We start from the raw sequence: 12,031 nt of genomic DNA, 5'->3' as shown, positions 1-12,031 counted from the left end.
CGCCCCGACGCCCTCCGACAGGGCTCGGGGCGACGGGCGTATCGGGCCGGCATCACCCGTTCGCCCTTCACTGATCGCCGCCCGGGCGTCCCGCGCTTAGCGTTCCAAGCGTCGCGACGAAGGGAGAATCATGGGCCCGGACAACTGGCACGTCGAACGGACCAGGCACTCGCCGTGGGGCGCCCTCACCCTGGTGCTGCTCACCGGCCTGGCATGGATGCAGAACGGCGCGGACTTCTCCCTGGGTCCTCCCCGGCCGGCCGCCGCCACGTCGGTCGGCGTCCATCGGGCAGCCCCCGAAGTACCCGGCGGCGGCCCTGTCCGGGACATTGCCGCAGCCCGGGCCGGGGTCGGTGCATGGACCGGATAGCCTCACTGCCGTGACAGACCAACAGCCCCACCAGTTCGAACGTGGCACAGACGGCCCGAGAGTGATCGTCGCAGGCCTCGACGGGTCCGATTCCTCCATGCATGCCGCGGCGTACGCGGCGGGGCTCGCCCGTCGTCAGGGGGCCATGCTCGCCCTCGTCTATGTCCAGCCCGTGCTGCCCGCGGGGGCCGCGCTCGGTGCACCGATCGCCGATACGACCGGAGAGGTCGCGGAGGGGCTGGTGAACGAGATCCGGGAGGCGACGGAGCGGATGAAGGACATATGGGATGTGCGCTGGGAGTTCCATACCTTCCGCGGTGATCCCTACAACGGGCTCGTCACAGCGGCGGACGAGCTGAAGGCCGATGCCGTCGTGGTGGGTGCGTCGGAGTCGGCCGGTCACCGGTTCATCGGATCGGTGGCGGTCCGGCTGGTGAAGGCGGGCCGTTGGCCCGTCACGGTGGTGCCGTAACCGTCGCGGAATCCTCGCCTCGGTCGGACGGCACGCTGTCTTTCGCACCGGTCCCACCTGGGCCATCATGAGCGCCCGTCAGGGACAGCCGTCAGTGGAGAGGGTGACTCATGGCAAGGCTCCGAGTGGGAGAGGGTGTACTGCGCCGCAAGCCGATCGAGCAGATCGACGAGAAAGGGCCTGCGGCGGATGCCACCACTCAGCTCACCAGAACGCTCGGGTTGTGGCAGCTCACGGCGATCGGCGTGGGCGGCATCATCGGCGCGGGTATCTTCACCCTCGCCGGCACGGTGGCGAACGGCACGGCCGGGCCCGCGGTCCTGATCTCCTTCCTGATCGCGGGTGTGGCGAGCGCGGCGGCCGCCTTCAGCTACGCGGAGTTCGCCGGCCTCATCCCGAAGGCCGGCTCCGCCTACACCTACGGATACGCGGTACTCGGCGAGCTGGTGGGCTGGTTCATCGGCTGGGACCTGCTGCTGGAGTACACGGCGATCGTGGCCGTGGTCGCGATCGGCATCTCCGGCTACTTCAGCTTTCTGCTCGGGGAGATGGGGCTCGAACTGCCGAAGTGGATGCTGGGTGCGCCCGGCACCGGGCCGGGCCATCGCGTGGACCTGTTCGCCGCGCTGCTCTGCCTGCTCGTGGCGTACCTTCTGACCCTCGGCATCAAGAACGCGGCCCGCTTCGAAACGGTCGTGGTGGTCCTGAAGGTCCTGGTCGTCCTGCTGGTCATCGGCGTCGGCGTGTTCCACATCAACACCGCCAACTACCACCCGTTCTTCCCGTTCGGGGTGAGCGGTGCCTTCACCGGTGCGGCCACGGTGTTCTTCGCGGTGTTCGGGTACGACGCCATGTCGACGGCGGCCGAGGAGTCCAAGGATGCCCAGCAGCACATGCCGAAGGCGATCCTGTACTCCCTGGGAATCTCCATGGTCCTCTATGTGGCGGCTTGTCTGGTGCTGACCGGGATGCAGAGCTACAAGGACATCGATCCGGAGTCCGGATTCTCCACGGCCTTCAAGTCGGTGGGGCTCAGCAGACTCGCCGATGTGATCGCGGTGGGCGCGATCATCGGCATCCTCACGGTGATGTTCACCTTCATGCTCGGCGTGACCCGGGTGTGGTTCTCGATGAGCCGCGACGGGTTGCTCCCGAAGTGGTTCGCCAAGACCCACCCGACCCGGCACGTACCGACCCGGGTGACCTGGATCGTCGGCGCGGCCTCGGCCGTGATCGCCGGGTTCCTGCCGATCGGCGAGGCTGCCGAGCTGACGAACATCGGCATTCTGCTCGCGTTCGTGGTGGTGTGCATCGCGGTGATCGTTCTGCGTTACAAGCAGCCCGATCTGCCGCGTACGTTCCGCACTCCCGGCATGCCGTTCGTGCCGGCCCTGGGTGTGGTGTTCTCCATCTGGCTGATCACCTTTCTGCAGTGGCATACGTGGGTACGGTTCGCGGTGTGGTTCCTGATCGGCCTGGTGATCTACTTCGGCTACTCGTACCGGAAGTCGGAGATGGCGAAGACACCGGAGACGGGTACGGGGGCGAGTACGGGTACGGATTGATCCATCGCCTGTGAGACCACCCGGTCGACCGCCGCCCGACCGTTCACCGCACCATTCGCCGCACTGTGCGACCGCTCGCCGCACGGAGCCGCCCGTCGCCTGTTCCTCGGCGCCCCGATGCGTTCGTATACGCCAGTCGGCAGCGAAGCGGCAAGTGGCCACTGCGGGGAAGGGCGTTCACGATGACCACCACGACGACCGATGAGCGGGCCCTGGCGGATCTCCAGCGGGACCACGGCCCCGCCGTTCTCACTTTCCTGCTCGGGCTGACCTTCGGCGACCGGCAGCGGGCCGAGGATCTGCTCCAGGAGACGCTGGTGCGGGCCTGGCAGAACCCCGAGGCCTTCGACGCTCCGTACGACTCGATGCGGCCCTGGCTCTTCACCGTGGCCCGGCGCCTCGCGATCGATGCGCGCCGCTCCAGGCAGGCCCGGCCGACCGAGGTCAGCGACATCGTGCTGGAAGCTGCCGCGGGCGGGGAGGACACCGCCGAGTCCACGGTCTCGGCCCTCGACGTACGCGATGCGGTACGCACCCTCAGCCCGGAACACCGTGCGGTGCTCGTCCAGATATATTTCCGTGGGCTGAGCGTGGGCGAGACGGCCCGGACTCTCGGTATCCCGGCCGGCACGGTCAAGTCCCGGTCCCACTACGCGCTGCGTCAGCTCTCCCGTAACCTGCCGGGCTACTCCAGCAGGTCCTCCACGGTGATCAGGGCGAGCAGCGACACGGCCTCCGCGACCTCCATGTAGTCGGCGGCGCAGCGGTCGCAGGACTGCAGATGGCGGGAGACCGTGCGGGTCTCACCGGCCGTGAGCGCATCGAGAACATAGGCGCCGAGCGACTGCCGCACGTGCGCGCCCTCTCCGTGATCGGCGGTCATCGCATCCTCGTGTCGTGAACGGATCCGGTCATGACGGATCCTGTCTTTCTGGCCACGTAGGGCGCGCTCCCCCGGTTCAATGCTCCGTGAAGCCCGGTGCCGAGAAGAGAAAGAGGCGAGACGGGATGCGCCCGGAACGTCAGGATGGGACCAGTGGGGGCGGGCTGCTGGTCCCGATGGCCTGGATGTACGCCGAGTACCTCGCCGACGACCTGCTGCGGACCGGCGATCTGATGGAGCCGTCCACCCTGGAGTACCGCGCGGGGCGGGACGCGCTCGCGCTCACCGTCTTCCTCTCCGACGGTGGGGTGCCCGATGCTCTGCCCGCGGCCCGGATGGACGAGCTGCGACTGTTGACCGCATACGGGGCGGCCTGGCGCGGCTGGGTCTGTGAGCGGCTCGACGCACTTGAGGCGGCCCCGGGGCTCGCTCCCGGCGACACGGATCCTGATCTGGTACTGGCCCGCGCGGCCTGGCGGTGGCTGGAGGAGACCGAACTGCTCGCGGCCGACCTCGATACGATCGGTCCGCCGCCCTGGGAACCGATGAGCGACGGAGCGGATGCGGAGGAGGCGGCCCAGGTGTGGACGCCGGCCTGGCAGCTGGGGCTGCCGCTGGGGCATCTGGCGATCCATCTGCACTGAGCGCGCCGCCCCATCGGGTGGTCAGGAACCGTGCACCCCCGCACGGTACTTCGGCAGCCTCACCGTGACCTTCATTCCTGCGCCGATGCCCGTCTCGATGACGAGTCCGTAGTCGTCCCCGTACACCTGGCGCAGCCGCTCGTCGACGTTGAGGAGCCCGATTCCGGTCGACTTGCCGCCCTCGCCGCGCAGGATGTGGCGCAGGCGTTCCGGATCCATGCCGGTGCCGTCGTCCTCGATGACGACCTCGGCCTCCGAACCGGCGTCGAGTGCGCGGATGGTGATGCGGGTCGGATTCTCCCCTGCTCGAACGGAGTCGGGAGCTCGGGGATGGGTGACGGCTCCTTCGAGGCCGTGTTTGACGGCGTTCTCGACCAGGGGCTGGAGGCAGAGGAACGGCAGGGCGACGGGCAGCACTTCGGGGGCGACCTGGAGGGTGACCGAGAGTCGCTCCCCGAAGCGGGCCCGCACCAGTGCCAGGTACTGGTCGATGGAGTGGAGTTCGTCGGCGAGAGTGGTGAAGTCGCCGTGGCTGCGGAACGAGTAGCGGGTGAAGTCTGCGAATTCCAGCAGGAGTTCACGGGCCTGCTCGGGGTCGGTGCGGACGAACGAGGCGATGGCGGCCAGTGAGTTGAAGATGAAGTGCGGGGAGATCTGGGCCCGCAGCGCCCTGATCTCGGCCTCGATGAGCTGGGTGCGGGAGCGGTCGAGCTCGGCGAGTTCCAGCTGTACGCAGACCCAGCGGGCCACCTCTCCGGCCGCTCTCGCCAGCACCGCGGATTCGCGCGGGGCGTAGGCGATGAGGGTGCCGAGGACCCGGTGGTCGACGGTGAGCGGCACGGCGACGGCCCAGCGCAGCGTGCAGTCGAGGTCGTCGCAGTCGCTGTGGAAGGCGGTGTCCCGGCCGCTGGCGAGGAGGTCTCGCACCTGGTCCATCACGTGTCGGCCGTGGTGTTCGCCCTCGCCGTCCCAGACGAGCACCCGGTCGCGGTCGGTGAGGCAGAGGGCGTCCGTGCCGAGCAGGGAACGGAGCCTGCGAGCGGATTTGCGGGCGCTCTCCTCGGTGAGTCCGGCGCGCAGTGGGGGCGCGGCGAGCGAGGCGGTGTGCAGGGTCTCGAAGGTGGCGTGCTCGACGGGGGTTCCGACGTCGCTGGAACGGGCCGGGCGGGCGGTGCGGCGGCCGAGCAGGAATCCCACGCCGAGCAGCAGGAGGACGAGCAGGGCGAGTACGGCGTGTCCGGCCCCGGTCATCGGTGTCTCCTCGAGGTCAGGAGCGCTTCCGGCAGGTGGAAGCGGGTCATGGCGGCATTCGTACCGGGAGGTATGCGGCCGGGCGTGGCGAGGGACACCAGGACCATGGCGAGGAAGCCGACCGGCACCGACCAGACGGCGGGCCAGGCGAGCAGGGCATGCGGCCAGCCGGGCGGGCGTACCGCGCCGCTGACGGTGATGGCGACGGCCAGGAACGCGGAGCCGCCGCCCAGCAGCAGGCCGGCGATCGCGCCGGGCGGGGTGAGCCGCCGCCACCAGATGCCGAGGACCAGCAGCGGGCAGAAGGAGGACGCGGAGACGGCGAACGCCATCCCCACCGAGTCGGCCACCGGCACCCGGCTCACCATCAGCGAACCGCCCAGCGGTACACACATGGCGAGGACTGTGGCCAGCCGGAAGTGCCGTACCCCGCGCGACGGGAGCACGTCCTGGGTGATGACTCCGGCGACGGCCATCGTGAGGCCGGAGGCGGTCGACAGGAACGCGGCGAAGGCGCCGCCCGCGATGAGCGCTCCGAGCAGATCCCCGCCGAGCCCGCCGATGACGCGTTCGGGCAGCAGCAGCACGGCGGCGTCCGCGTCCCCGCCGTGGATCAGCTCGGGAGCGTACAGCCTGCCCAGTGCGCCGTACACGGGCGGCAGCAGATAGAACAGGCCGATGAGGGCGAGGACAGCGACCGTCGTGCGCCGGGCGTCGCGGCCGTTGGGGCTGGTGTAGAAGCGGACGACGACATGCGGGAGGCCCATGGTGCCGAGGAATGTCGCGACGATCAGCCCGTAGGTGGCGTACAGCGGATGGTCGGCGCGGAACACGGAGAGCTGCTCGTCGAAGTGGACGCGGGGCTGCCCGTCGCCCTGCCAGGCGAACACCAGGAAGATCGCGGGGACGAGGAGCGCGGTCAGCTTCAGCCAGTACTGGAAGACCTGTACGAAGGTGATGGACCGCATGCCGCCCGCGGCGACGGCGATGACGACGACGGAGGCCACGAGCACATCGCCGAGCCAGCCGGGCGCCCCGGTCAGGATCTTGAGCGTCAGTCCCGCGCCCTGGAGCTGCGGTACGAGATAGAGCCAGCCCGCCGCGACGACGAAGACGCTCACCAGCCTGCGCACCTGCCGCGATTCCAGCCGCCCCTCGGCGAAGTCGGGCAGGGTGTACGCCCCCGAGCGGCGCAGCGGTGCGGCGACGAACACCAGCAGCACCAGATAGCCCGCGGTGTATCCGACCGGGTACCAGAGCATGTCCGGGCCGTGCACCAACACCAGGCCGGCGATGCCGAGGAAGGAGGCGGCGGAGAGGTACTCGCCGCTGATCGCTGCGGCGTTGAGCCGGGGCCGTACGGTGCGTGAGGCAACGTAGAAGTCGGAGGTGGTACGGGAGATGCGCAGGCCGAAACCGCCCACAAGGACGGTCGCGACGACGACGGCAGCGACGGCCGCCACCGCGTACGTACGGCTCACTGTGCGGGGCGGCCTTCCACGAGCCGGGCGAAGTCGCGTTCGTTGCGCTCGGCCCGTCGCACGTACCACCAGGCGGCCAGGGTCAGTGGTGGATAGACGGCGAAGCCCAGGACCGCCCAGACGAGCGCGGCGCTGTGCAGGGCTTCGAAGACCAGCGGCAGCGTGCCGACGACCACGGCGAGGACGGTGAACGCGGTGAGTCCGGCCCGCAGTTGGCTGCGCATCAGCGAGCGGACGTAGGCGCCCCCGAGTGCGGTCTGCTCGTCGATCTCCGACTGGGTGCGGTAGCGCGGCAGCGGGCGCACCCGCCGGGGCTCCCCCGTCACCACTTCACGCCGGGGCGTTGACTCTGCGGACATGGGCCCGGAGTGTACGCAGCACCGGACGGTCGTGGGAAGGGGTTCGAGCCCGGGCAGGGCCTGGTCAGCGGCCGGTCTGGCGCATCAGCAGATCGCGCAGCGCGCGGGCGTGGCGACGGCTCACGGCGAGCTCCGCAGTGCCGATGCGCACGCTCATGCTGCCCGCGTCGAGGCGGAGTTCGTCGATCCGCCCCAGCGCGACGAGATGGCGGCGGTGGATGCGTACGAAGCCGCGCGAGCGCCAGCGTTCCTCCAGGGTGGTGAGGGGGACGCGGACGAGGTGGCTGCCGTTGTCGGTGTGCAGCCGGGCGTAGTCGCCCTGGGCCTCGGCGTAGGCGATGTCGTCGATCGGGATGAACCGGATCACTCCGCCGCGCTCCACCGGTATCTGGTCGTTCGCCGTGTCGAGTGCGGGTGCGGGTGCGGAACGGTCGCCGACCTGTTCGGCCACGCGCCGAACCGCTTCGGCGAGGCGTTCGCGGCGGACCGGCTTGAGGACGTAGTCGACGGCTTTCAGGTCGAAGGCATGGACGGCGAAGCCCTCGTGCGCGGTGACGAAGACGATGAGCGGGGGCGCGGCGAATCCGGCCAGCAGCTGGGCGACGTCGAGACCGGTGAGGCCCGCCATGTGGATGTCGAGGAAGACGACGTCGATGGCGGACGGGTCGTCGGGGCCCGCCTCGACGGCGCTGCCGATGCGGCGCAGCGCCTCGGTTGCCCCGGTGGCGCCCTCGGCTCTGCGGATGCGGGGATCGGCGCGCAGGAGGTAGAGGAGTTCCTCCAGGGCGGGTTCTTCGTCGTCGACGGCGAGTACGCGCAGCATGGGGCGGAGTTTAGGGCGTTCACGGGGGTTCCGCGCTGAGTGATTCACCGCTTCTTTCCGTACCGGACAGCATGCGCACCCTGGAACCTCGTCGTGATGCCGGCGCCCGTGCGCCGGGTGTACTCGGCGCCGCCGATGCCTTCCGATTCGAGGAGCATCTGGCGGAGTGTGCCCGGTGCCGGCTCATGACGGCGGAGTTCGCCGGGGTGGCGGCCGTGCTTGAGCGGTACGCCCGGCCGACACCGCCGGGGGTTGGTCCGGTGGAGCGGGTAAGCCCCGGGTTGTTGCGTCGTGCGGTGGGTGCGGCGGCGCCGGAGCCGGCGGTGGCGGATCGTGCTGGTGGCGGCCGCGGTGGTCCTGGCTGCGGGCGGTCCGTTCGCGGTGGCCGGCGGGTCGGGTGCGACGGTGGCGCAGCGGTGGGCGGGGGCGGACCGGACTTCGGGAGCCGTCGGCCCGATGCCTGTCAGAGGCCGTACACACGCTCGGCCGTGGTGGCGAGGACGCGAGCCCGCTCGTCCTCGGTGAGGGCGTCGGTCAGGGTGTGTGCCGCTGCGACGACCTCCCCGTACGTCGCGGCGAGCCGGCACACCGGCCAGTCCGAGCCGAACATCAGCCGGCCGGGGCCGAAGGCGTCCAGGACGGTGTCGGCGTACGGGCGCAGATCGTTCACGGTCCAGGAGCGCGCATCGGCCTCGGTGACCAGGCCGGAGAGTTTGCACACGGTGTTGGGGCGGGCGGCGAGGGCCCGGAGGTCGTCGGCCCAGGGGTGCAGTTCACCGGTGGCGACGGGCGGCTTGCCGGCGTGGTCGAGTACGAAGGTCAGCCCGGGCAGCAGGGCTGCGGCCTCGACGGTGGCGGGCAGCTGGTGGGCCTGGATGACGAGATCGTAGACGAGCCCTGCGTCGGCGACGGCATGCAGCCCGCGCCGGACGTCGGGGCGCAGCAGCCATTCGGGGTCGGGTTCGCCCTGGACCTGGTGGCGGATACCGACGAGCCGGTTGCCGCCGGGGAGTTCACGCAGCGCGGCAAGGGTGTCGGCGACGTCCGGCGCCGTGAGGTCGCACCAGCCGACGACGCCGGCGACGAGGTCGTTGTCGTGGGCGAGGGCCAGGAACTCGGGCGTCTCCTCCGGGACGGTGACGGTCTGGACGAGAACGGTGGCGCACACCCCGACGGCGCGCGCCTCGGGCTCCAGGTCGGCGAGGGTGAACGTACGCCGGAGCGGGGCGAGCTCGTCGCCGGTGATCCAGTCCTGGTCGCGCACCGACAGATCCCACACATGGTGGTGGGCGTCCACGATCCGTTGCTGACCGGTCATGTCACAGCTCCCAGGCGACCGGAAGACCGGCTTCGGCGCCGCTCGACGAGTAGTCGTGCGCGACGTCGAGGAGCTCGTCCATCCTCGCCTGCCAGGCGACGTTGACGGGGAGCTTCTCCAGCTCGGCGAGGAGTGCGGCGTAGTCCTCGCAGTCGATGACATGGAAGAGGTCGGTGCCGCTGCGCCAGATCGTCCAGGACGTGGCACCCGCTGCGCGGATCGCGGTGGTCAGCTCCGCGGGGACTTCGCGGTGCGCGGCCTCGTACTCCTCGATGCGGTCGGCGCGGACCTTGGTGTGCAGGGCGATTCTCATGTCAGTGTCCGTCCTCGGTCAGCAGGCCCTCGGCGCGCAGGTCGTCCCAGAGGGCGTCCGGGATCTCGCGGCGGAGCAGGGCGGCGGCGTCGCGCACCTCGTCCGGGGAGCGGGTGCCGACGAGTACTCCGGCGACGGCAGGGTGCGCGAGCGGGTAGTGCAGGGCCGCGGCCCGCAGCGGGACGCCGTGGCCCTCGGTGACGGCTTTGATGCGCAGCGCCCGGTCCAGGAGGGCCAGGGGCGCGGCCGCGTAGTCGTATGGGGCACCGGGGCGCGGGTCGGCGAGCAGCCCGGAGTTGAAGACACCGCCGACGACGACGCTGCGGCCGCGGGCGGCAGCCTCGGGCAGCAGTTCGGTCAGGGCGGACTGGTCGAGAAGGGTGTATCTGCCCGCGCAGAGCACGACGTCGACATCGGTGTCGCGCACGAAGCGGGTGAGCATCGCGGTCTGGTTCATGCCCGCGCCGATCGCACCGATGACGCCCTGTGCACGCAGCTTCTCCAGTTCGGGGTATGCCTCGTCGAACGCGGCCTCCGCGTGGTCGTCCGGGTCGTGCAGGTACGCGATGTCGAGGCGGTCGAGGCCGAGCCGTTCCAGGCTGTCCTCGATGCTGCGGCGTACGCCTTCGGCGCTGAAGTCCCAGCGGCGGCGGTGCGTGGCCCGTACGGCGAATCCCTCGGAGAGACCGTCGGACATGTTCTCGCAGGCCGTACCGGTGTCGGCGGGCAGCGGGTCGAGCACCCTTCCCACCTTGGTGGACAGCACATACGAGTCGCGGGGCCTGGCGCGCAGGGCCTCGCCGAGCCGTCGTTCGGAGAGGCCGAGTCCGTAGTGCGGCGCGGTGTCGAAGTAGCGGACGCCCTCGTCCCATGCGGCGTCGACGGCGGCCGCCGCCTGCGCGGGGTCGACGGCGGTGAACAGGTTACCGATGGCAGCCGCTCCGAAGGACAGCTCGGTGATCTCGACCGCGCTGCTTCCCAGCCTGTTGCGCCTCATGGTTCCGCCGCCCTCCCCGGTGATCGCTTCCTGCATACAGCGAATATTCATCGGACCACTTGGGCACGTCAACACCTCAGACACCATGAACCGCGGCACATTCCCAAAAATCTGTCCGATCTATGGCCGATCGCGGCGCAGACCGTTCACCGAGCGGGCAGCAGGGCGAGCAGTTCCTCCACCTCGTCGTCGGCGCAGCCCGCCAGCCGCTCCAGATCGGGCAGCGCCTTGCCGTCGGCCACCAGCCCGACCTGCACCCGGCCGCCGTATGTGGACAGGGCGATGGCCAGGGACTGGCCGCGGGCCAGCGGCGCCATGGGGTAGACGGCGCGCAGCGGGCAGCCGCCGAGCGAGAGCGCCGAACGCGGCAGGGGCACGCTGGTGACCAGGACGTCGAAGAGCATCCTGGCCGCGTTCCCGGCGATCGGTGCGCCGAAGCGATGGGCCAGCGAGGGCAGTTGATCGGCGAGTACGGCCACCGCACCGGCGCCGCGGAAGGGACCCGCAGCCTTGTTGCGGTCCATGGCCGTGCGGACCGTACGGAGCCGCTTCCACGGGTCGGGCTCGGAGACGGGGAGCCCGAGCAGATAGGCGGAGAGCTTGTTCCCGCTCGCGGCGGCCTGACCCGGTCTGCGGCGGGAGACCGGCACCAGGGCGCGCGGGTCCTCGGCGGGCAGCGGTTCGCCGCGCTCCAGCATCCAGCGGCGCAACGCTCCGGCGACGACTGCGAGCAGGACATCGTTGGTCGTGCCCCCGGCGGCCCGCCGGATCCGCTGGACGGCGTCGAGATCCAGGTCCGCGGTGACCAGCCGCCGGGTGCCGCTGGAGCTCGCGGTGAGTGCGGGCGCGCCGCGCAGATCGAGGCGGCTGGCCCGCACCATGGAGGCGCCGACCCCGAACGCCCGCCCGAGATCCTCGATCCGGTCCAGCGCGAGGCCGGCGACCTGGCGCGGGCCCGGCATCCAGGAGCGGGGCGCAACCGTGCGCGCCCGGCGGGCGGGCATGCCGCTGCGGCCTCGTCCGGCGGCGGAGGCGATCTCGTCGAAGATCCCGGCTCCGATGGCGACCGCGCGCATTCCGTCGGCGAGTGCATGGTGGAGCTTGACGAGCACCGCGAAGGGGCCCCCCTCGGCGCCGCCGATCACATACATCTGCCAGGGCGGCAGACCCCGTTCGAGCGGCCGCTCCATCAGTTCGCCGGCGAGCCGGGTGGCGCCTGCCATGAATCCGCCGTCCTCGCCCCGCGACTCAGCCTCGGTCAGCCGCACCCGCTCGATGTGTCGGTGCACATCGAAGTCCTTGTCCACGAACCAGGCCGCACCGCCGACCGGCAGCAGTACGTCCCTGACCCGCATCCGCAGCCGGGGAATCGCGGCGGCGCGGGCGCCCAGCAGCTCCAGCACGCCCTCCGGGCCGGCGCCGTGCGCCGGGTCGGGCGGAGGGGAGAAGACGGCGAGCGCGCCGAGGTGCATGGGGTGGGCATCGGATTCGAGGTGCCAGAAGGCCAGATCGAGAGGTGCCAGTAGCTCAGTGCCCAACGGGTCCTCATGTCATC

General features: G+C 70.7%; 14 protein-coding genes. 5 read left to right on the top strand and 9 right to left on the bottom strand.

Annotated elements, in window-relative coordinates:
- Positions 1-130 precede the first annotated feature (130 nt).
- The 4 genes from GA0115254_RS47405 (at position 131) to GA0115254_RS06890 (ending at position 3,159) form a co-directional block, all read left to right on the top strand.
- The gene (locus tag GA0115254_RS47405) at positions 131-370 is read left to right on the top strand and encodes a hypothetical protein (protein WP_176740005.1); all 240 of its coding nucleotides are present in this window, start codon (positions 131-133) and stop codon (positions 368-370) included.
- A 10-nt stretch (positions 371-380) separates the two neighbouring features.
- Positions 381-842 carry a universal stress protein gene (locus GA0115254_RS06900; RefSeq protein ID WP_093894395.1) on the top strand — a complete coding sequence of 154 codons (462 nt, stop codon included), beginning with the start codon at positions 381-383 and terminating at the stop codon, positions 840-842.
- A gap of 110 nt (positions 843-952) precedes the next feature.
- A complete protein-coding gene (locus tag GA0115254_RS06895; RefSeq protein WP_093894394.1) occupies positions 953-2,407 on the top strand; it encodes an amino acid permease in 1,455 nt (484 codons plus the stop codon).
- A gap of 182 nt (positions 2,408-2,589) precedes the next feature.
- Complete coding sequence (locus GA0115254_RS06890; RefSeq protein ID WP_093894393.1) at positions 2,590-3,159, top strand: sigma-70 family RNA polymerase sigma factor; 570 nt, start codon at positions 2,590-2,592, stop codon at positions 3,157-3,159.
- Here GA0115254_RS06890 and GA0115254_RS06885 read toward each other — a convergent pair.
- Positions 3,093-3,290 carry a zf-HC2 domain-containing protein gene (locus GA0115254_RS06885; RefSeq protein ID WP_093894392.1) on the bottom strand — a complete coding sequence of 66 codons (198 nt, stop codon included), beginning with the start codon at positions 3,288-3,290 and terminating at the stop codon, positions 3,093-3,095. The genes GA0115254_RS06890 and GA0115254_RS06885 overlap by 67 nt on opposite strands.
- A gap of 125 nt (positions 3,291-3,415) precedes the next feature.
- Here GA0115254_RS06885 and GA0115254_RS06880 point away from each other — a divergent pair, with 125 nt between their 5' ends.
- Positions 3,416-3,934: a hypothetical protein gene (locus GA0115254_RS06880; RefSeq protein WP_093894391.1), complete on the top strand. Its 519-nt coding sequence runs from the start codon at positions 3,416-3,418 to the stop codon at positions 3,932-3,934.
- A gap of 21 nt (positions 3,935-3,955) precedes the next feature.
- Here the strand turns inward: GA0115254_RS06880 and GA0115254_RS06875 are convergent, their stop codons facing one another.
- The 8 genes from GA0115254_RS06875 to GA0115254_RS06840 form a co-directional block, all read right to left on the bottom strand.
- Positions 3,956-5,185, bottom strand: coding sequence for a sensor histidine kinase (locus GA0115254_RS06875; protein WP_093894390.1), 1,230 nt, complete (start codon positions 5,183-5,185; stop codon positions 3,956-3,958).
- Complete coding sequence (locus GA0115254_RS06870; protein ID WP_093894389.1) at positions 5,182-6,666, bottom strand: sodium/solute symporter; 1,485 nt, start codon at positions 6,664-6,666, stop codon at positions 5,182-5,184. Before GA0115254_RS06870 ends, GA0115254_RS06875 begins: the two co-directional genes overlap by 4 nt.
- Positions 6,663-7,025, bottom strand: coding sequence for a hypothetical protein (locus GA0115254_RS06865; RefSeq protein ID WP_093894388.1), 363 nt, complete (start codon positions 7,023-7,025; stop codon positions 6,663-6,665). Before GA0115254_RS06865 ends, GA0115254_RS06870 begins: the two co-directional genes overlap by 4 nt.
- Before the next feature lie 64 nt (positions 7,026-7,089).
- Complete coding sequence (locus GA0115254_RS06860) at positions 7,090-7,848, bottom strand: LytR/AlgR family response regulator transcription factor (RefSeq protein ID WP_093894387.1); 759 nt, start codon at positions 7,846-7,848, stop codon at positions 7,090-7,092.
- Between the two features lie 463 nt (positions 7,849-8,311).
- Positions 8,312-9,166, bottom strand: coding sequence for an amidohydrolase family protein (locus tag GA0115254_RS06855; protein ID WP_093894386.1), 855 nt, complete (start codon positions 9,164-9,166; stop codon positions 8,312-8,314).
- A 1-nt stretch (position 9,167) separates the two neighbouring features.
- Entirely contained in the window at positions 9,168-9,479 is a 312-nt protein-coding gene (locus GA0115254_RS06850; protein ID WP_093894385.1) for an L-rhamnose mutarotase, read from the bottom strand.
- A gap of 1 nt (position 9,480) precedes the next feature.
- Positions 9,481-10,476 (bottom strand): aldo/keto reductase, encoded by a 996-nt coding sequence (locus GA0115254_RS06845; RefSeq protein ID WP_093894401.1) that lies wholly within the window; start codon positions 10,474-10,476, stop codon positions 9,481-9,483.
- Positions 10,477-10,622: 146 nt separating this feature from the next.
- A complete protein-coding gene (locus GA0115254_RS06840) occupies positions 10,623-12,014 on the bottom strand; it encodes a wax ester/triacylglycerol synthase family O-acyltransferase (RefSeq protein WP_093894384.1) in 1,392 nt (463 codons plus the stop codon).
- Between the last annotated feature and the right edge of the window lie 17 nt (positions 12,015-12,031).

The sequence above is a fragment of the Streptomyces sp. Ncost-T10-10d genome (genome assembly GCF_900091955.1).
In the GTDB taxonomy this organism is placed as follows: Bacteria; Actinomycetota; Actinomycetes; order Streptomycetales; family Streptomycetaceae; genus Streptomyces.
This window is presented reverse-complemented; position numbering and strand designations above follow the sequence as displayed.